Below are 19,596 nucleotides of genomic sequence, written 5' to 3'. Positions count from 1 at the left end.
ATCCTATCGGGGTTTGGAAAGGTATGACAATCGACGCCACGTTATGTTTTGTTAACTGAGGGGATAACGGGTGTGGGTGAATGAAAAGGCATTCGCAAGGGTGATTTCGATGGGAGTGTAAATCCGTTACTGCGATTAAGGCCGCCATCGCGAACAAGCTTGCTCACATTCGATCTCACCTTGATGGTCACAACAGGACGCGCTGGGCTAAGGTGTTTGCAAAGCCCTGACGCATCGAGCCTCCATGTTCTTCCTCGCCCGCACCCACCCTCGCCTCACCTCTGCCGCCGCGCTTGGCATTGCCGTGGGCATCCTGGCGCCGTCCGACTCGGTCATCAGCAAAATCCTCTTCGGCTGGAACGCCGGGGTCTGGATTTACCTGGTCCTGATGTTCTGGCTAACCGCGCGCGCCAAAGCGCCGGATGTGAAACGCATTGCCGAGGTCGAAGACGAAAACGCCGGGTTGGTGCTGTTTATTGTAAGCATCGCCGCGATTGCGAGCCTGGCGACCATCGCCATTGAACTGGCCGGCAGCAGAGAACTGGAAACCACCCGCAAACTGTTGCACTACGGCTTTACGGCATTGACCGTAATCGGCTCATGGCTGCTGATCGGGGTGATTTTCAGCGTGCACTACGCCCGTCTGTTCTACACCTGGGCCGGCAAAGACCCTGCGCTGCGTTTTGCTGAAAATCTGACAACGCCCAACTACTGGGACTTCCTGTATTTCTCTTTCACCATCAGCGCGGCGGTCCAGACGTCCGATGTCGGCGTGGCGACCCGGGACTTGCGCAAGATTGTCCTGGCGCAGACGCTGATCGGTTTCCTGTTCAACACGGCCATTCTGGGGTTCTCGATCAACATCGCCGCGGGACTGTTCAATTGATCCCTGCACAAACGTTCTAGTCATCCCCATTGGTGCGGCGTTAAATAAGTCGGTAACCCGTCTCGCAGGTGCAGCATGACTTCTCACAACTGGATCGACCTGGCCCAGGACGCCGACACCGGCATCGAGACCCTGCGTGCGCATTTCGAAGGCCATGCCTACGACCCGCACTGGCATGACAGCTACCTGGTGGGCGTCACCGAACAAGGCGTTCAGCAGTTCAATTGCCGCCGGGCGAAGCACCAAAGCACGCCGGGCAAGGTGTTTCTGCTCGAACCGGGCGACATCCACGACGGCGAAGCACCGACCGAAGACGGTTTCACCTACCGCATGCTGTACCTCGACCCGCAGTGGCTGAAACGTGAACTCAGCGCAGTCTTCGACAATGCCCCCGACAACAGTGAACTGAGTTTCGCCAACACCCTGGCCAGCGACTCGCGACTCGCCCATGCCACCAGCCTGGCGTTTCAAACCCTGCATCACGGTGAGCTGAAAATCGTCCGCCAGACCGCCCTCGACGGTTTGCTCGAACGCCTGACCAGTCACCTGCACTGGCGCGCCCGCTATGGCGAGGATCCGCGCCTGCCGCTGGTGGCGCAGAAGGCGCGGGAGTACCTGCACGCCAACGCACAATACGACATCGGCCTCGACCACCTGGCCGCAGCAACGGGCGTTGATCGCTTCCGCCTGACCCGCGCCTTCAAGGCCGCCTATGGCATCGCACCGCACGCTTACCTCGTGCAATTGCGCCTGGCGACCGCCCGACGGATGCTTGCCCGTGGCGAGCAACCGGCGACGGTGGCAATGGAGCTGGGGTTTGCCGATCAGAGCCACCTGGGCCGCTGGTTCGTCCGGGCCTATGGCTTGACGCCGGCGTTGTACCGCAAGCGCTGCTCAAATCTTCCAGACGCATGACCCGGACTTTGTGAGCATCAGCTCCTGAGATCATTCACGGAGTCCGCTGCCATGTTGTCCACCTTTCCCACGTTGCTGCCATTTTTACTGTTCGCTTTCGTCGCCTCGATTACGCCGGGGCCGACAAACATTTTGGTGCTGAGCAACAGCGCGAGGTACGGCTTCAAAGCCGCATTGCCATTTATTTTTGGAGCTTGCATCAGTGCCGCGATGATTGTCTGGCTGGTGGGCAGCGGGTTTGGCAAAGTGCTGAACACATACCCGGGAACTGGAACAGCGACGCAGGTAATCGGCAATGTCTGGTTGACATACCTGTCCTGGCAGATTTTTCGCGCGCCGCTCGACTCAATGGTTCCGACCAAAAAACCGTCCGTGCAGCCACGACAACCTGGCTTGGTGGATGCTGCAGCCCTTCAATTGATCAATCCCAAGACCTGGATGATGGCGCTCGCAGTGGTCAGTGTATTTGTGCCAGACGACAATGAGAAAAGCACCGCGCTGTTGCAACTCTCTGTGATCTTTTTTCTGGTGGCGCTTCCCTGCCTGGGTGCATGGGCGGTAGTGGGCGCTCAGGCGGGCAGACGGCTACGTTCCCCCCACGCGCAGAAGTATTTCAACCGAGCGATGGGAATTCTCCTTTGTGGCGCAGTCTGGTTACCGCTGTTAATGATATGGACGACATCGCTATAACGGCGTTAATCACTCCCCAATACAACTTAAGAAGACACTTTACACTCACAGATTCCGCCTCTTGTAAACTGTCAAGCATGACAGTTTACAAGAGGCTCGAAGCACGCTCTTATGGGACATCCAGAGTAAGGCTATCCTTTCCGAACTTTGGATAACCTACTTCACGAATAACGGAGAGCGCATCCATGAACGCAGTCGTTAAACGAGTCAGCTTTGCTGAAGGAAATTTTGTCACCGCTTCAGCTCAGAGCAATAGTAACTTCCCGGAATTTATTGCCACTTCGCGACTGATTGAAAAAATCAAAGTCGGCAGCACTGAAGTTGTGTTACTAACTGCCATTGAGCGAGTAAATAAAAAACTTCGGGAAATCTATATCAGTGTTCCCGCCGACCTTACGCCCCGGACTTATAACGTACAGAACAATGGCCAAGTGTCTTTCGGTCTGAAAGTCGACGACAACATTTATGAAAGCGTCGCCGGTGAGATCACCCTCAATCCGCCCCTTGACGACAAAAACATGGCCGGTAGTTTCAAAGTAGAAGTCGAAGTGCCTGACAGTGATGGCAAGACCTTTGTTATCAAAGGTAATTTCCAAGTATTGAAGGCGTAAGCTCCCAGCCACAATAAAAAAGGGAAGCCATAGCTTCCCTTTTTTTACTGCCAATGATCTGCGCGCCTTTTTAGTCCAGTTCATTCAGCGTACCTGTAAAAACGCCCGAGACAGTGCCCGGGCGTCTGGTAATGCCTATGTGTTTCTGCGCCAAGGTTCAGAAACTGAAATGTGCCCCCATGTTCACACCAAAGTCTTTGGTTACGTTATCTCCTTTGCTGGTGTCCAGTTCCGCATGCAACTGCCAGCGTTCGTTTAATGTCCAGGACGCTCCGGTGGCTACTTCGAATCGAGTACCGGACAGGTCATTATTGAACTGGTTGTCATTGACTCGAACTTCGTTATTTTTGACAAATTCCTGGACCACCGCGGCACGAATATGCGGTTGCAACTTGCTGCCATTGGCCAGCGTCATGCCGCGTCCCAGTGTCACACCTGCCTTGCCTAGCAAGGAACGCGTGGTATCGGCGTCCGCCTTCAGACCATTGTCCAGGCTAAATTCTTTTCCTTGTGCCGCTGCCGCTTGCCACTGAGTGAACGGTTCGATGTAGTAACCGTTCTGGAACTCGATGTGTTTGCCGAACTCGACCGATGTACTGGCGCCGAAATTGTTGTAGTTCCCCTTGGTCTTGGTGCCATCGCTCATAGTAACGTCGGCCTCGTTACGGAAGTGATTGAGTTTGGCTAATACATCCAGATAGTAACCGCTGTCGCCCAGCCAGGTGCCGTAAACACCCAGCGATGTACTGTCGATGTCCCCTGAGCTGCCGCGCTTCAAGTCCAGGCTGGATTTGCTGTAGCCGGCAAAAACGCCGAGCAATACTTCCTCGCCAGCGATCTGAACCGGCGTGTCGACACCAATCGACAGACCATATTGGTTTTGTGTATAGCCATCCCCATACGCATTGTTACTGATGGTGTATTTACTGCCGAATGTGCGAGCCCAACCACCCGTCTGGCCGCCATTGACCCGTAAGTCGCCCATGCGGTTGTTCAACAACACCATTTCTGCGTAACTCACGGTAGGCGCGGTGCCAAATATCGCCAATACCGAACGCGTCGGAGTACTGACCTCTTCTTTATTTGGCTTCAGATACCAATCATCGCCTTCCTTGACCAAACCATAGGTGAAGGCACCCACATCAACCGGACCATTGGCCAGACCAAATTGAGCACTGCCACCTTGGGTTTGTACGACTTTGATCGGTGTATCAACCACCGGGTCAGCGCCGCTGCTGGCGACCAGCAACTGGTGACTACCGGCCGAGCTGCCCGTGACGCTCAACAGGTCGCTGGTACCCCTGTAGAAATCAGTACCCATCTCGAACGTACCGCTTCCAGACAGATTGGCGACGTTCAGTTGGAAATATTGCGCGTTAGTGCCAAATCCAACACGACCGCCGTTGAGTGCAAGGCTGTTGATCGACTGACTGTCGGTCATCTGCCACAGGGCCTGATTATTGATCGATAGGCTGGCGACGTTGTTGACCTGCCCAGTGAGTACAGAACGGTTATCCAATGTCAGCGTGGAAACGCTGCCAGGCGCAGCGGTCACATTGCCGGTCATGTTGCTTTGGTTATTGATCGATACTCTGGCGACACTTTCCAGGTCACCGACAAGTGTTGAAGCATTGTCGATGATCAGACTGGATGCACCCACAACATTGCCAGTCATACGCGCCTGATTATTGAGAGTCGCGGTACTGACGTTTTGCAAGTTACCGACCAGCGATGCATTATTTTGCAACGTGACGTTGGCGGTACTTCCAGAAGCGGCCACCACATTGCCACTCAGCGCACTGTTGTCCACCACCAGGTTGGCCGTGGCTCGATTGTTGATGGCCACGAGGGTGCCGTTACCCGCGATCAGCGTCGAGCCATTACGGACCACCAGGTTTGCCGACGTCGGTACGAGCGAGTTGTTCAGGCCCACAACAATGGCTGAGCCAGTCGAGCCCTCTAGCCGCGTGCTGTCCAAAGTAATCGTCGAAGAAACTAACGCTGTCGGGAGTGTGTCGGTACCAATCGTCAACCCGTCCCGGCCACCGATGATCGTGGCGCCGCTGGCATTGAGGGTTCCCTCAAGCAGGCGTACACCGAAACTGTTCGCCCCAGTGCCTTGCACTGTGGAGTTGTTAAGGTTTAATTCGCTGAAACGATTACCCGCAATACCACCCAGTAAACCGCGAACAACACTGCCGTTATTTAGCGTTACGGTTGAACCACTGGGGACTGCCACGTTGCGTACGGCGGATATACCGATGTCGTTGGTGCTGATAACGGTTGAATGATTCAGCGTCGCACTGGCATTGGTTAACACAATACCTCTGGTCAGCCCACCTTCTCCCGAAGAAGTAGCCGTCGAGTTGGTCAGGTTGATGACACCGCCGGCACTGCTGGTTAAACCGAAGGTGACAGCCCCCGTGCCTGTTAGCGTGGCGTTGTCCCCAAGCTGCCAGAAATCCTGTGCAGTGGTGTTATCAAGTGTCTGGTTGCCCCCAGGTAAAACAATGGCTGCCTGCGTCATTGACGCACTCATGGCGAACAAGGATGAAGACACCAAAAGACTGATGTGTTTTCGTTTCAAACAACTAACTGACTGTAATGTCATTCTGAATTTCCCGCTCTATTACATTCCAAGACAAACAAGCCAACAACCCAGGAAGTTAATGAGTCGGACTATTTAAAGGCCGCCAGCCTACTGTTTATCCGCACATTGTTATGTAGGATTAATCCTGCGAGACGTATGAAAAGTCCTCAGTCGTTGTGATGACTCGAAAAAAACGATGTAGGAGATTTCGTCAACCCCTCCATATGGGCGACAGTTCTTACGCCCATATGGAGAGGATTACTGACGTGACATGCCGATCAAAGTGCTTCCGGGCGCTCTACTTCGCAGTACACAAAGCTGGAGTTAATTAGCGCGACCGGCACGATCACCGAAGACTCCGTTCCGTTGACGGTATAAGCAATGCGCGCATAACGAGTAGCAGGTCGCGTCGGCGTGGTTGCCGGCGGTACTGGTGGCACTGGAGGCAGTTGAATCTCGCGCATGGCTGCGTAATTGGTTAATCGGAACTCAAGATCACCCGTCGCCGGCATCGGCAACGACGCTTCGATCAGAGTATTGGGAATTACCGGAGCTCCCACGGTGTTAGTTGTCTGCCCCTCAAATCGCAGATTGACCATCGCGCCGGTGGGAATATTGGTATCTCGTCTGACTCTGATCCGCAGGGCCCGGGGGAGATAAGTTGCTGGCGGCCCCACTGTCAATTGATGATTCAGGCTCGGACAATTGAGCACGGTCCCCACGCGCTCCGGTGTCGTGCCGAAGCCTGAAATAATCATTTGCGGCGCAGGCAAGTTAATGACAATAGCCGTGACATCAACATTGGTATCAATCGCTTGTTTCATTGGATTGGCACCGCCAGGGAACCCGACCGTCACATAGGCTTTTCGGGCGTTCACGCCAGTTCCGTTTTTCTCTGTCTGAATCGTCTCCCACGGCAGAGTGGTAGTGACTGCAGTGTCGCCAGCTCGTACCGGGATGGGTGCTCCGACCTGTTTGCCTTGATAGTAGAACGTGACAATCTCACGCCCGGTCACCGGCCGGGCCGGGTCCGTGGGCCAAAGCGGCCAAGTCATCGTGGCGTCCAAAAGGGCTTGCTGTGGCCCCAGTGTGTTGGGGGTGGGTGCTGGCGTTCCCGCGCCTTGGACCACGACTGGAAGGATATTGAGGTTGTCCTCACCGGGCAGGTTGGGTTGCTCTGGACCGGCATAGGTGAAATCAACAGTCGCTGTTGCCAGCGGAGAAACAGGGGGTACTGGAATCGTTGACCGCACCAACTCGTACCCATAGTCGATCGATACATCATCAGTGCCATTGGCGTTGCCAAAAAGCGGCGCCAGGTCGGTTTCATACTCCAAAACAAAGCGCAGAGGGCCAAGGGTTCCATCCGGCGGAATAGACTGCTCCGGCAGAAAGACAGTATCGTGGATTGAACTCAGGGACGGAATAATCCTGTCCCCCTCTAACGAATGGAGCGGAAACTCAATTTCCATCACCACGCGGCTAGGCGCAGGATCTCTTACGGCCGCGAAGGTAATCGGCGTAAGGCCGTCAGCGCCTGTGATTGGAATTCTTGCTGGCCTCAGAACAGGGGCGGGGGCTTTGACCACCGAGAAAATGTTAGTAATTTGCGAGTTGTGGCTGATATTGCCCGGCAGGTCCCGAAGGTTATAAGCGTAATAGTGCTCCCCCTCGGGCAGCCCGCGCAGGAAGGCCAGCGGGATATTGATAATGCCACTGGCAGGTAATACGCCGCTGAATGCCGGCGGCTCACCTTGCATCAGTGCAAAAGTCAATCGCGTCGAAATGTAGAAGTTGATGACGTCCACACCGGCTTCAAACTTGGTGTAGGCGGTGGGAACGGTCACGTTCAAACCACCGGCATTGGCAGGGTCGGCGAGCCAGGCGTCGTTGATGATCACATTGGGCACTGTCACCAGTGCAGGCCGCAGCTTGGCCCGCTCCGGCTGGACCTGATATGGGGCAGTAAGGTCCACCAGCGGACGGGCAAGGTTGGCCACGGGCGTTGTATCCGGGTTTTCGAACTCGTCATAGACCGCAAACCCGAAGTAATAGGGCGCGTAGTCGCCTGTTGCATGGTAGTGATCCAACATCAATGCCCCAAGGGTCAGGCTATCGGATTTATCACCGACCCGATCATCGAGGCTGACTGTAAATTCAATGTTTGTCGGCCAGACACCTCCTGGCTGATCGGCCCTCAACATGGCATTCCCGACCCGGCTGGATTTGTTGGCGTCATCGAAGTTTACGGACGTGGGTAAAGTAGCGAAAAAATGAAGTTCCACCGATGTACTGTTCGGGTCCGTAAGTGTTGTCACTCGTACGGTAAACGTTCTCGTCACCCTCAATTGCTCATACGTAAACCTGCCGTCGGGGGTCAAACCGTCAATCACCGGTGCCACAGCCAAAATGCCACCGCCCATATTTGCCTTTACGTTCATTTTCAGAGACTCCAGCCAAGCGTTGATTATTGACTTGCGCTTACTTATTGAGCCGGCGGAGAGCTTCGCGACAACAGCTGCATGTTTCATGCACTGCAAGTGCAAAAAATCCGGCTTTGAAGCGGCACAAGACGTACGGGACAAGCGTTAAAACATCTACCAATTACAACTCACCTGATTTACTTTGAAGCGACATGCTTCGACAACGCTTAGTTGCAGCGTCAATCAGGGTTTACGGCCTATAAAACCTATCAAAACTTCAAACATTCAACTCACTTACATCCAAACAACATTTTCCGATTCTTTAACATGCCTATCTTTTACAGGTGTCATGTTCACGATCACAATGAAAGATTTCACCTGGAACAACCCGGTCAAACTTAGCCCAACCTACATCGGATTGGCCCATCGCAGTTCCACCGCGATAAAGTGTGTAACGTGCCGACGCCGAACCTGTCGTGCCTGCCTTGCCATCTGTCTTTATCTCTATCTTGCCCATTGGTGCGATGTATCGTTCAAATTTGTCCGCCCCCAAAACAAAATCGAAACCGATGGGGGAGTCGGCATCCTGTTTAGTCAGCTTCTTTACAAACCGGCCCGCAGTACCGGGGATTGCTCTAACGCCGTTCAGTGTGTAGAAACCCTCCCAATCCAGGATGCACTCATCATCTTCGGAAAACCGGCCGGGTTGCGCTGGAACGCGCACTTTTACTTCGTCCCACATTCGCGGCACTGAACAGCAAATGAAGTACCCCCAGAGTGTTGCGCTGGGGAACACCGGTTTAGCCAAATTGGTCGGCACCTGGCGCTTCAACGTGAACCGTTGTGGCAACGCTGTATCCGGGTTCCCGTTTTCTCCTAACGTCACCCGATACCACAGGCTGATCTCACCTTCACGTTGCAGGTACTGTGCCGGCAGATGGAACCGCGCGGGGATTGTTACCGGGACAGGAAAAAGGTTGCTATAGAAAAGCCTTTCAAGCAGTACACCCGGCTCCAGCACCCAGATTTCCAACAAGTCGCTTTTACCAATACAGACGGATGGCCCCTCCCACATGGGAATGTTCAGGTACACGCCTTTGGTCGATGCATCAGGCGGCAACTGCGCCGTCGGGTCGTTTGGATCTACGCCCTCCACAGTGAACGCTCGGGCGAACAAACCAATTCCGGTATTTGTTGTAGAAGCCATTTGTTGTTCCCCGGTTCAGAGTAATTGGGTGCGCATGGAACAAATTAGACCCGCTTATCTCATTGCCGCCTACTGTCACATTTGACAGGTAGCGCGACCGCTCGTCGGAATAACAACGCTTAGCTCCATCGATCGCGGCACGACTTGCTTGACGTACGACCCTTAATGGAGTTTCCTGAAACCGGTTTCAGCGCAGTATGCTCGAGCCTAATAACTCCAATAGAAAGGTCAACCTTTTGAACGATTTCTCCGCCGCCCAACGCAGCCGCGTGACCATGCTCGACGTCGCCGAACACGCCGGCGTCTCCAAGGCCAGCGTCTCGCGCTTCATCGGCGATGACCGCGCCCTGCTCTCCGATGCCATTGCCCTGCGCATCGAGCAGGCGATTGCCGAGTTAGGCTATCGCCCGAACCAGATGGCCCGTGGCCTGAAGCGCGGGCGAACCCGCCTGATCGGCATGCTGGTGGCCGATATCCGTAACCCTTATTCGATTGCCGTGATGCACGGGGTGGAAACCGCTTGCCGTCAGCATGGCTACAGCCTGGTGGTGTGCAACACCGATCGCGATGACGAGCAAGAGCGTCAGCACCTGGCGTTGTTGCGCTCGTACAACATCGAAGGCTTGATCGTGAACACCCTCGGTCATCACCGCGACGAATTACGTGAACTGCACCGGGAAATGCCGCTGGTGCTGGTGGATCGCAAGGTCGAGCAGCTGGAAAGCGATCTGGTCGGGCTGGACAATCCTGACGCCGTTGAAATGGCCCTCGCCCATTTGCAAGAACGCGGCTATCGCGATGTGCTGTTGGTGACCGAGCCGTTTGACGGCACCAGTTCGCGGATCGAGCGGGTCAGCAGTTTCAAGGCGCAGATCGATCAACGTCCGATACTTCAAGGGACCATTGCCGAGACCGGCAGCGATCTGAGCACGCGTTTAAAAACCTTCCTCGACACGCCCGGCCCCGGCCCGAAAGCGCTGTTCTGCGCCAACGGTATCGCCGCGCTGGCCAGCACCCATTCGTTGCGTGAGTTGAAGTGCAATCTGTTCGAGGATGTCGGCCTGATTGCCCTTGATGATCTGGATTGGTACCCGCTGGTGGGTAGCGGCATCACCGCCCTCGCCCAGCCGACGGCCGAGATTGGTGCCAGCGCGTTTGAGTGTTTGCTCAAGCGTTTGCGCGGTGATGACGGGCCGGTGCGGACCCTGGATTTTTCGGCGCGGTTGATTGTGCGGGGGTCGACCCATTCTCGGTGACTGGACCGGCCCCATCGCGGGCAAGCCCGCTCCCACAAGTGCACCGCGTTCCAAGGTGGGAGCGGGCTTGCTCGCGATGAGGCCGGTAAATTCACCACAAAACAGCATCAATATTTTTTTGAACAAAAATGAAACCGGTTTCAGAGGTATACAACAATGAATAAACCACCCGTTTCCATCAGCCTGTCGAGCTACGGCGCCGACCTCGTTCGCCAACGCGGCCAAGGCAGCTTCATCGATGTATTGGCCGCCGCGGGCGCCACGCGTATCGAATGGCGCGAAGAGCTGCTGACCGTCGAAGATCCCGCCCAACTGGCCGAAGCTTCTCAGGCCCAAGGCCTCGAAAGCGTGTATTCCTCACCGATGGAATTGTGGCTGGCCGGCCAGTCCAGACCCAATCCCGAACTGATCTCTGCGCTCCAGCGCGCCCAGGCATTCGGTGCCAAATGGCTGAAAGTGTCCCTGGGATATTTCACCGACAACAGCGACCTCCAGACCTTGTCCCGCGTACTGGGCAAAAGTGCGGTGCAGTTGCTGGTGGAAAACGATCAAACCCTGCACGGTGGCCGCATCGAACCGTTCCAGCGCTTTTTCACTGAAATCGAGCAACATAAGCTGCCGGTCAAAATGACCTTCGACATCGGCAATTGGCATTGGCAAGACCAGTCCGCCGCCAGCGCCGCGCGGTTGCTCGGTCGCCACGTCGGTTATGTGCACTGCAAAGCCGTGACGCGCCGGGCGGACGGCAAACTGGTCGCCATACCGCCGGCCGTCAGTGACCTGCATCTGTGGGAGCAACTGCTGCGGCACATGGCCCAAGGCGTGATGCGGGCGGCGGAATATCCGCTGCAAGGCGACGACCTGGTGCAGCTGACCACCGAGCACGTCGCCACCCTCGCCCGCCTCGGTCAAACCCGGTTGGAGAGCGCTCATGTCTGAGATCGATATCCTGTCGTTCGGCGAAACCATGGCCATGTTCGTCGCCGAGCAGAACGGTGATTTGGCCGACGTCGGCCACTTCCACAAACGCATTGCCGGGGCCGACAGCAATGTCGCGATTGGCTTGTCGCGGCTGGGTTTCAATGTGGCCTGGTTGAGCCGGGTGGGCGCTGATTCGCTGGGACGGTTCGTGATCGACACCCTGGAAAAAGAAGGCCTGGATTGCAGTAACGTCGCCATCGATACCGCGCACCCCACCGGTTTTCAACTCAAGTCGCGCACCGACGATGGCAGCGATCCGGTGGTCGAGTATTTCCGCCGTGGGTCGGCGGCGAGTCATCTGTCGCGGCAGTCGATCGCGCCTGAATTACTGAACGCCCGGCATTTGCATGCCACCGGCATTCCCCCGGCGCTGTCCGAAACGGCTCGGGAAATGTCTGTCGAATTGATGACACGCATGCGCGATGCCGGGCGCAGCGTGTCTTTCGACCCGAACCTGCGCCCGAGCCTGTGGGCCAGCGAGCAACAGATGATTACCGAGATCAACCGTCTCGCCGCCCTCGCCCATTGGGTGCTGCCGGGGTTGAGTGAAGGCCGTTTGCTGACCGGTTTCGAAGACCCGGCCGACATCGCAGCGTTCTACCTCGACCAAGGCGCCGAAGCCGTGGCGATCAAACTGGGCCCGCACGGTGCGTATTACCGCACTCATCTGGACCAGGGTTTCGTGGCGGGCGTGCCGGTGAAAACGGTGGTCGACACCGTCGGTGCCGGCGATGGTTTTGCCGTCGGCATGATCAGCGCCCTGCTGGAAAACCACAGCTTTGCCGACGCCGTGAAGCGTGCCAACTGGATTGGCAGCCGCGCGGTGCAGAGCCGTGGGGATATGGAGGGGTTGCCGACCCGGGAAGAACTGCCACTCCCCTTAACCGATCGTTCCCTCGCTCCTGCGTGGGAATGCAGCCCGTGACGCTCCGCGTCACAGGGGACGCGGAGCGTCCCTAGAGGCATTCCCACGCAGAGCGTGGGAACGATCACTGAATACCGTTACCTGCTGCGACAAAAACAACAAGCTCAGGAGCATCACTATGAAAACCGCAACACTCGCCGCCCGCCGCTGGTGGTACATCATGCCGATCGTGTTCATCACCTACAGCCTGGCGTACCTGGACCGCGCCAACTACGGGTTTGCTGCCGCCTCCGGGATGGCCGCCGACCTGATGATCACACCGGGCCTGTCGTCGATGCTCGGCGCACTGTTCTTCCTCGGCTACTTCTTCTTCCAGGTGCCGGGCGCGATCTACGCCCAGAAACACAGCGTCAAGAAGCTGATTTTCGTCAGCCTGATTCTCTGGGGTGGCCTGGCCACGTTGACCGGGATCGTCTCCAACGCCTACTGGCTGATCGTCATTCGCTTCATGCTCGGCGTGGTCGAAGCCGCGGTGATGCCGGCGATGCTGATCTATCTGTGCCACTGGTTCACCCGTGCCGAACGCTCGCGCGCCAACACCTTCCTGATCCTCGGCAACCCGGTGACCATGCTCTGGATGTCGGTGGTATCGGGGTATCTGGTGCAGCATTACAGCTGGCGCTGGATGTTCATCATCGAAGGTTTACCGGCGGTGCTCTGGGCGTTTATCTGGTGGCGTCTGGCCGATGACCGTCCTGCCCAGGCCAAGTGGCTGAGCGACCAGGAAAAGCACGATCTGGAAAGCGCCCTGGCCGCCGAACAGGTGGGCATCAAAGCGGTGAAAAACTACGCCGAGGCCTTCCGTTCGCCCAAGGTGATCATCCTCGCCTTGCAGTTTTTCTGCTGGAGCATCGGCGTCTATGGCTTCGTGTTGTGGCTGCCGTCGATCCTCAAGGCTGGCGCACAGATGGACATGATCGAAGCCGGCTGGCTCTCGGCGCTGCCGTATCTGGCGGCGGTGATTGGCATGCTGCTGGTGTCCTGGGGCTCGGACAAAATGCAGAAGCGCAAACGCTTCGTCTGGCCGCCGCTGCTGATCGCCTCGATTGCTTTCTATGGCTCCTACGCCTTGGGCGCTGAACACTTCTGGTGGTCCTACACCCTGCTGGTGATCGCTGGCGCCTGCATGTACGCGCCTTACGGTCCGTTCTTCGCAATCATTCCGGAAATCCTTCCAGCCAACGTGGCCGGGGGTGCCATGGCGCTGATCAACAGCATGGGCGCGCTCGGTTCGTTTGGTGGTTCGTATCTGGTCGGTTACCTGAACAGCTCCACCGGCTCGCCGGGGGCTTCTTATCTGTTGATGAGCGGCGCCTTGATGCTCTCGGTGGTGCTGACGATTTTCCTCAAGCCCGGCGCCAGTGACCGGGTCGTGGCCAAGGCCGCTGTGCAACGGTCTACGGCCGCTCATTCCTGAATTGAAGTTGAGATGATGACGATGAAAAAGCAGGTTGTGCTGTACAAGAAACTCTCGCCGCTGCTGATGGCTCGCCTGCACGAGCAGACCGAGGTCACGCTGATCGACAACCTCAATGCCGATGGCCTGGCAACGCTGCGCGAAGCCCTGCCCCGCGCCCACGGGTTGCTCGGTGCGAGCCTGAAACTGGATGCCGGATTGTTGGATCTGGCCCCCGGGCTGGAAGCCATCGCCAGCGTCTCCGTGGGGGTCGATAACTACGACATCGACTACCTGACCGAACGACGGATCCTGCTCAGCAACACCCCGGACGTGCTCACCGAAACCACCGCCGATACCGGTTTCGCGCTGATCCTGGCAACCGCCCGGCGCGTGGTGGAACTGGCGAACATGGTTCGTGCCGGCCAGTGGACGCGCAATGTCGGTCCCGCGCAATTCGGTACCGATGTACACGGTAAAACCCTGGGCATCATTGGCATGGGGCGGATCGGCGAGGCCCTGGCCCAGCGTGGACATTTCGGGTTTGGCATGCCGGTGATTTACCACAGTCACTCGCCGAAACCGGCGGTGGAACAGCGGTTCAATGCGCAATACCGCAGCTTGCCGGAGCTGTTGCAGCAGGCGGATTTCGTTTGTCTGACCTTGCCGCTGACCGCTGAAACCGAAGGGCTGATCGGCGCAGAGCAATTCGCTCTGATGCGCCCGGAAACCATCTTCATCAACATTTCACGGGGCAAGGTAGTGGACGAGTCGGCGCTGATCCGGGCCTTGCGTGAGGGGCAGATTCGCGCAGCGGGGCTGGATGTGTTCGAACGCGAGCCGCTTAACGCCGACTCGCCGCTGTTGCAGCTGAACAATGTGGTGGCGACGCCGCATATTGGTTCGGCGACCCATGAGACGCGGGAGGCGATGGCCACGTGCGCGGTGGACAATCTACTGGCGGCGCTGGCGGGTGAGCGGCCTAAGAATCTGGTGAACACTCAAGCGTGGAAATCCTGAGTACATGATCGTTCCCACGCTCTGCGTGGGAATGCAGCCCGTGACGCTCTGCGTCACAGGGGACGCGGAGCGTCCCTTGAGGCATTCCCACGCAGAGCGTGGGAACGATCAAGATCAAATGTGGGAGCTTGCTCGCGAAGAGGCCGGCAATGGCAATACAGACTTTCAGGCCCGACGCGCCTCCAGCAGGTCCGCCGCACACAACGCAATCCGTCGGCACGCATCCGCCAGTTTCAGTTGATCCACCACCAACCCCAATCGAATATGCCCCGCCGCACTCGGGCCGAACGCTTCACCCGCCAGCACCGACACACCATAACCTTCCAGCAGCCGCTCGGAAAAACCCTGGGCACACAACCCGGTCTGGCGTACATCGATCATCACGAACATCCCGCCATCAGGCCGGATCGGCCGGATGCCCGGGCAATCACTCAGGCTCGCGCACACCAGGTCGCGACGCTGGCGATACTCCTCGCGCATCAACGCCACTTCCGGCAGATCTTCGTCCAGCGCCAATTGCGCGGCGTTCTGGATGAAATCCGGAATGCCAAACAGCATGCACAACGACAGGTGCACCAAGTGTTCGGCCAAAGGTTTCGGCCCGATCACCCAGCCCACGCGCCAGCCGCTCATGGCGTGGGATTTGGACAGGCTATTGATGGTCGCGGTTCGCTCGGCCATGCCCGGTAGGCTCGCCGGGCTGATGTGCTCGCCTTCGTACAACAGATCGCTGTAGACCTCGTCGCTGATCAGCCACAGGTCATGACGAAGACACAGCGATGCCAGTTCCTGCCAGACCATCAGCGGCAGACTGGCGCCGGAAGGATTGTTCGGACTATTGAGCAAAATGACGCGGGTCTTGGGTGTGATCAGAGCCGCGACATCCGCCGGATCGACCCGGAAGCCGTTCTCGGGGCGAACCGCCACCGGCACCACTTTGGCGCCGCAGGCACCGAACACGCCTTCATAGGTCACGTACATCGGCTCGGCGACGATCACTTCATCGCCCGGATCGAGCAGGCACTGCGCGACCGAATACACCGCACACTGCGCGCCCGGCAACACGATCACATGATCGGCCTCCACCGCTTGACCACTGCGACGTCGATGACGGTTGGCAATGCTGTCGCGCAAGCCCCGACTGCCACGTACTGACGGGTAGTGGGTGTCACCGGCCAACAAGCTATCGATGCACTTCTGAACGATGGGCTGCGGCGTATCGAAGTCGGGATCGCCGATCGATAGCAACAGCACATCAACACCCTGCTCAATTAGTTCCAGTGCTCGATCATGAATCTGCCAGGCCGCAGCGCCGTCACCGGCGATTCGTTTGGTCAAGGCTGAATAGCGCATGTAATTCTCCAGTCGCGCGGGTTCCAAGCCACAACCCTATCTCAAATCACGAAACGCGCCACCATGGCATTTAAATCCACGGCCAGGCGCGACAGTTCGTGCGTCGCGGCGCTGGTCTGGTTGGCGCCAGTGGCAGACTGGGTAGCGAGGTCACGAATGTTCACCAGGTTGCGATCGACCTCGCGGGACACCTGGGCCTGTTCTTCGGACGCGCTGGCGATCACCAGGTTGCGTTCGTTGATCAATTGGATCGACTGAGTGATCTGCTCCAGCGCCACACCGGCGGCGCGGGCCATTTCCAGGGTGCTTTGGGTGCGTTGATTGCTTTGTTGCATTGAGGAGACCGCTTGGCCGGTGCCGTTCTGGATGCCGGCGACCATTTTTTCGATTTCCTGGGTCGATTGCGCGGTGCGATGGGCCAGCGCCCGGACCTCGTCCGCCACCACCGCAAAACCGCGCCCGGCTTCACCGGCACGGGCGGCTTCGATGGCGGCGTTCAGTGCGAGCAGGTTGGTTTGCTCGGCGATGGCGCGGATCACGTCCAGCACCTTGCCGATGTCGCGCCCCTGAGCGGCCAGGCCTTCGATCATCACCGAGGTGTTTTGCACATCGTGGGTCATGGTCTGGATCGCGCCGACGGTTTCCACCACACGGTCGCGACCTTCGCGGGCGGCCTGGGTCGACTGGTTCGAGGCTTCGGACGTCGACACTGCGTTGCGCGCCACTTCTTCCACGGCGGCGGTCATTTCGTTGACCGCAGTGGCGGCCTGTTCGATTTCGTTGGTCTGCTGTTGCAGACCGCGGGACGCTTCCTGGGTGACCGTACTGAGTTCTTCCGCGGCCGCACCCAATTGGGTGGCGGAACCGGCGATCTGTTCGATAGTTTTGCGCAGGCTGGCCTGCATCGCGGACAAGGCATTGAGCAAGCGGGCCGGTTCGTCAGTGCCGTCGACCTCGATGACATTGGTCAGGTTGCCGCCGGCAATGGTTTGCGCCGCCAGCAACGCGCGGTTCAGCGGCATGACGATGCTGCGGGTCAGCAGCCAGGCCAGCAGCACGGTCATCAGCGCCGCGATGACCGCCACGGCGACGATGCCGGTAATCGCGCTGCGGTACAGATCGCCCGCTGCGGCCGATGCGGTTTTCGCATCGGAATTATTCAGCGCCACCAGTTTGTTCAACTGCTCGCCCATCTGGTCCGTACCTTCCTTGATCCGGGTGTTGATCAGCGTGCGCATCTCGTCGAGCTTGTTCTGCCGCGACAGTTCCAGCATCTGGTTCTGGGCTTGCATGTAGTTGTCCAGCGTTACCGTGAACGTCTTGTACAGCGCAGCTTCTTCCGGCGAGGCCGACAACGCGGCATAACTGGCTTGGGCGCTGCGAACCTTGTCGACCAGCACGCCGATACGCGTCTGGGCTTCCTGCAACGCGGCCGGATCACGGTTGACCAACACCCGAAACGAGAGAATGCGCATGCGCAGGACGTTTTCCGTCAGGTTTCCGAGAAACCCGACGCTGGGCAGCTGCGTGGTTTCCATTTCGATGGAGGCTTGGTGGATGCTCGTCATGCGGTTCACGGCAAACACACCCAGCACGATGACGAGCAAGGCAATGAAGGCAAAACCCAGGAAAGCTCGAGGCGCGATATTCAGATTACGCAGTGACATAGGATGATTCTCGGGTGATGAGGCTACGAGCATCCTTGCGTGATCGCTGAAGGGCGGGCGGCGGCGCACGCGCGTTCAGTTTGGCGCCACTGTTGGAATAGGTTTGTGTGGGCCTATTGGTTGTATCGGCGGGGGATGAGGTTTCCTGCGGGGCGTTGAGAAAAAAATTTCAGGAGGTTGCGAGTGTTTCATTCATGAAACACTCTAGCTCCATGTAGCAGCTGTCGAGCTTGCGAGGCTGCGTTCGGCTGCGAAGCAGTCGTGAAGTCATGCGCCGCGTTGTGTCAGGAAAAACCGGCTACCGGATTTACGACTGCTGCGCAGCCGAACGCAGCCTCGCAAGCTCGGCAGCTGCTACAGGATCGCGGGGGTCTTCAGGTTTTGCGAGCGGCCACTTGCCAGACCCGCGCTACATCACTCGCCCGCTCCCGCAACAACCGTGGCGCCTCGGCACACGCCTGCTCCAGCGTCATCGGTCCACTGGCCAAGGCAAACGCGGCATCGATGCCATGTTCGTACAGCGCCTGATAACCCTCGCCCAGTGTCCCCGCGAGGACGATCACCGGCACGCCGTGCTGCCGAGCAATACGCGCCACACCAAACGGCGTCTTGCCACGCAAGGTCTGGGCATCGAAACGACCTTCACCAGTGATCACCAGGTCGGCGCCCTTGACCGCATCGTTCAGGCCAACCAGTTCAGCGACCACTTCGATCCCGGCCTTGAATTGCGCCCTCAGAAACGCCTTGGCAGCAAACCCCAGACCGCCTGCCGCACCGCTACCCGGTTCGTCATGGACGTCTTTGTTCAAGACTTGAGCGCAGCGTTCGGCAAAGTGCCCGAGGGCGCGATCCAGTTGTTGGACTTGCTCGGGCGATGCGCCTTTTTGCGGACCGAAAATCGCTGAGGCACCGTGAGGGCCGCACAGTGGATTGTTGACGTCGGCGGCGATGTCGAATTGCACCTCGGCCAGTCGCGGGTCGATTTCACTTATGTCGATTCGCGCCAGTTGCGCGAGGGCCAAGCCGCCCGGTGCCAGTTTTTGGCCCTGGGCGTCCAGCAGCTTGACACCCAAAGCTTGCATCGCACCCGCCCCGCCATCGTTGGTGGCGCTGCCGCCAATCGCCAGAATGACCCTTTGCGCCCCGGCATCGAGTGCCGCGCGGATCAACTCGCCGGTGCCGTACGTGCTGCTGATGCAGGCATCACGCTTGCCCGGCGGAACCAGTTGCAGGCCACTGGCCTCGGCCATTTCGATGATCGCGGTGTGGCTCTGGGGCAACCAGCCCCAAGCGGCCTCAACCGTTGCGCCGAGCGGCCCACGGACTTGGGTGCGGCGCCGTTCGCCCTCGCACGCTGCCAGAATTGACTCGACGGTTCCCTCCCCGCCGTCCGCCATTGGGCATTTGACCAGGAGCGCGTCGGGCCAAACCTGCGCTAACCCCAGCGCAATGGCATCGGCCACACCCTGGGCACTCAGGCTGTCCTTGAACGAATCGGGGGCGATGACGATTTTCATGCGAATTCTCCAGTTCCAATGCGTTCCATGCTGCCAGCAGGCAAGAACAATAACGCCGGTCCGCTGCACAAGCCGGTGTGGCGTTTATTGTTCATTTCCACAAAACCTATCTGTCCCTACACATTCCTTGTAGCAGCTGCCGTTGTGGGGGGGGGGGGG

15 protein-coding genes are annotated in these 19,596 nt (G+C 58.0%); 9 read left to right on the top strand and 6 right to left on the bottom strand.

Going from position 1 to position 19,596, the window contains the following annotated elements:
- The first annotated feature begins 244 nt into the window (after positions 1-244).
- From ACQ4OB_RS24715 to ACQ4OB_RS24700, 4 genes are all read left to right on the top strand, one after another.
- Positions 245-886 (top strand): DUF1345 domain-containing protein, encoded by a 642-nt coding sequence (locus ACQ4OB_RS24715; RefSeq protein ID WP_430956638.1) that lies wholly within the window; start codon positions 245-247, stop codon positions 884-886.
- 75 nt (positions 887-961) lie between these two features.
- Positions 962-1,801, top strand: a complete 840-nt coding sequence (locus ACQ4OB_RS24710; RefSeq protein ID WP_074876897.1) for an AraC family transcriptional regulator — start codon at positions 962-964, stop codon at positions 1,799-1,801.
- 51 nt (positions 1,802-1,852) lie between these two features.
- Entirely contained in the window at positions 1,853-2,491 is a 639-nt protein-coding gene (locus ACQ4OB_RS24705) for a LysE family translocator (RefSeq protein ID WP_430956637.1), read from the top strand.
- Positions 2,492-2,676: 185 nt separating this feature from the next.
- Positions 2,677-3,102 (top strand): hypothetical protein, encoded by a 426-nt coding sequence (locus tag ACQ4OB_RS24700; protein ID WP_102614376.1) that lies wholly within the window; start codon positions 2,677-2,679, stop codon positions 3,100-3,102.
- 157 nt (positions 3,103-3,259) lie between these two features.
- On the opposite strand, the gene ACQ4OB_RS24695 is transcribed toward ACQ4OB_RS24700, so the two are convergent.
- From ACQ4OB_RS24695 to ACQ4OB_RS24685, 3 genes are all read right to left on the bottom strand, one after another.
- Positions 3,260-5,629, bottom strand: coding sequence for an autotransporter outer membrane beta-barrel domain-containing protein (locus ACQ4OB_RS24695; protein ID WP_223528796.1), 2,370 nt, complete (start codon positions 5,627-5,629; stop codon positions 3,260-3,262).
- Positions 5,630-5,970: 341 nt separating this feature from the next.
- The gene (locus tag ACQ4OB_RS24690) at positions 5,971-8,133 is read right to left on the bottom strand and encodes a hypothetical protein (RefSeq protein ID WP_430956636.1); all 2,163 of its coding nucleotides are present in this window, start codon (positions 8,131-8,133) and stop codon (positions 5,971-5,973) included.
- 313 nt (positions 8,134-8,446) lie between these two features.
- Positions 8,447-9,322 (bottom strand): hypothetical protein, encoded by an 876-nt coding sequence (locus ACQ4OB_RS24685; protein ID WP_102614379.1) that lies wholly within the window; start codon positions 9,320-9,322, stop codon positions 8,447-8,449.
- Between the two features lie 236 nt (positions 9,323-9,558).
- On the opposite strand from ACQ4OB_RS24685, the gene ACQ4OB_RS24680 reads away from it, so the two are divergent.
- The 5 genes from ACQ4OB_RS24680 to ACQ4OB_RS24660 all read left to right on the top strand — a co-directional run bounded on the left by ACQ4OB_RS24680 (position 9,559) and on the right by ACQ4OB_RS24660 (position 14,900).
- A complete protein-coding gene (locus ACQ4OB_RS24680; protein ID WP_430956635.1) occupies positions 9,559-10,578 on the top strand; it encodes a LacI family DNA-binding transcriptional regulator in 1,020 nt (339 codons plus the stop codon).
- A gap of 156 nt (positions 10,579-10,734) precedes the next feature.
- A complete protein-coding gene (locus tag ACQ4OB_RS24675; RefSeq protein ID WP_102614381.1) occupies positions 10,735-11,517 on the top strand; it encodes a sugar phosphate isomerase/epimerase family protein in 783 nt (260 codons plus the stop codon).
- Complete coding sequence (locus ACQ4OB_RS24670) at positions 11,510-12,484, top strand: sugar kinase (protein ID WP_430956634.1); 975 nt, start codon at positions 11,510-11,512, stop codon at positions 12,482-12,484. The genes ACQ4OB_RS24675 and ACQ4OB_RS24670 overlap by 8 nt, the downstream gene beginning before the upstream one ends.
- A gap of 118 nt (positions 12,485-12,602) precedes the next feature.
- Positions 12,603-13,901 carry an MFS transporter gene (locus tag ACQ4OB_RS24665; protein ID WP_074876907.1) on the top strand — a complete coding sequence of 433 codons (1,299 nt, stop codon included), beginning with the start codon at positions 12,603-12,605 and terminating at the stop codon, positions 13,899-13,901.
- Between the two features lie 21 nt (positions 13,902-13,922).
- A complete protein-coding gene (locus tag ACQ4OB_RS24660; RefSeq protein ID WP_430956633.1) occupies positions 13,923-14,900 on the top strand; it encodes an NAD(P)-dependent oxidoreductase in 978 nt (325 codons plus the stop codon).
- 165 nt (positions 14,901-15,065) lie between these two features.
- On the opposite strand, the gene ACQ4OB_RS24655 is transcribed toward ACQ4OB_RS24660, so the two are convergent.
- From ACQ4OB_RS24655 to ACQ4OB_RS24645, 3 genes are all read right to left on the bottom strand, one after another.
- Positions 15,066-16,253: a pyridoxal phosphate-dependent aminotransferase gene (locus ACQ4OB_RS24655; RefSeq protein ID WP_430956632.1), complete on the bottom strand. Its 1,188-nt coding sequence runs from the start codon at positions 16,251-16,253 to the stop codon at positions 15,066-15,068.
- A gap of 41 nt (positions 16,254-16,294) precedes the next feature.
- Positions 16,295-17,920: a methyl-accepting chemotaxis protein gene (locus ACQ4OB_RS24650; protein ID WP_430956631.1), complete on the bottom strand. Its 1,626-nt coding sequence runs from the start codon at positions 17,918-17,920 to the stop codon at positions 16,295-16,297.
- 374 nt (positions 17,921-18,294) lie between these two features.
- The gene (locus ACQ4OB_RS24645; protein ID WP_102614387.1) at positions 18,295-19,437 is read right to left on the bottom strand and encodes a glycerate kinase; all 1,143 of its coding nucleotides are present in this window, start codon (positions 19,435-19,437) and stop codon (positions 18,295-18,297) included.
- Positions 19,438-19,596 lie beyond the last annotated feature (159 nt).

Origin of the sequence: Pseudomonas sp. ES4 (assembly GCF_050586665.1) — a bacterium.
GTDB classification, from domain to species: domain Bacteria; phylum Pseudomonadota; class Gammaproteobacteria; order Pseudomonadales; family Pseudomonadaceae; genus Aquipseudomonas; species Aquipseudomonas frederiksbergensis.
Note: the sequence above shows the minus strand (reverse complement) of the source record. Positions and strands in the feature narration are given on the sequence as shown.

Bases quoted from the DNA above. Each gene is read 5' to 3' on its own strand.
- ACQ4OB_RS24715 (WP_430956638.1), top strand. From the start codon at position 245: ATGTTCTTCCTCGCCCGCACCCACCCTCGCCTCACCTCTGCCGCCGCG.
- ACQ4OB_RS24710 (WP_074876897.1), top strand. From the start codon at position 962: ATGACTTCTCACAACTGGATCGACCTGGCCCAGGACGCCGACACCGGC.
- ACQ4OB_RS24705 (WP_430956637.1), top strand. From the start codon at position 1,853: ATGTTGTCCACCTTTCCCACGTTGCTGCCATTTTTACTGTTCGCTTTC.
- ACQ4OB_RS24700 (WP_102614376.1), top strand. From the start codon at position 2,677: ATGAACGCAGTCGTTAAACGAGTCAGCTTTGCTGAAGGAAATTTTGTC.
- ACQ4OB_RS24695 (WP_223528796.1), bottom strand. From the start codon at position 5,629: ATGACGCAGGCAGCCATTGTTTTACCTGGGGGCAACCAGACACTTGAT.
- ACQ4OB_RS24690 (WP_430956636.1), bottom strand. From the start codon at position 8,133: ATGAACGTAAAGGCAAATATGGGCGGTGGCATTTTGGCTGTGGCACCG.
- ACQ4OB_RS24685 (WP_102614379.1), bottom strand. From the start codon at position 9,322: ATGGCTTCTACAACAAATACCGGAATTGGTTTGTTCGCCCGAGCGTTC.
- ACQ4OB_RS24675 (WP_102614381.1), top strand. From the start codon at position 10,735: ATGAATAAACCACCCGTTTCCATCAGCCTGTCGAGCTACGGCGCCGAC.
- ACQ4OB_RS24670 (WP_430956634.1), top strand. From the start codon at position 11,510: ATGTCTGAGATCGATATCCTGTCGTTCGGCGAAACCATGGCCATGTTC.
- ACQ4OB_RS24665 (WP_074876907.1), top strand. From the start codon at position 12,603: ATGAAAACCGCAACACTCGCCGCCCGCCGCTGGTGGTACATCATGCCG.
- ACQ4OB_RS24660 (WP_430956633.1), top strand. From the start codon at position 13,923: ATGAAAAAGCAGGTTGTGCTGTACAAGAAACTCTCGCCGCTGCTGATG.
- ACQ4OB_RS24655 (WP_430956632.1), bottom strand. From the start codon at position 16,253: ATGCGCTATTCAGCCTTGACCAAACGAATCGCCGGTGACGGCGCTGCG.
- ACQ4OB_RS24650 (WP_430956631.1), bottom strand. From the start codon at position 17,920: ATGTCACTGCGTAATCTGAATATCGCGCCTCGAGCTTTCCTGGGTTTT.
- ACQ4OB_RS24645 (WP_102614387.1), bottom strand. From the start codon at position 19,437: ATGAAAATCGTCATCGCCCCCGATTCGTTCAAGGACAGCCTGAGTGCC.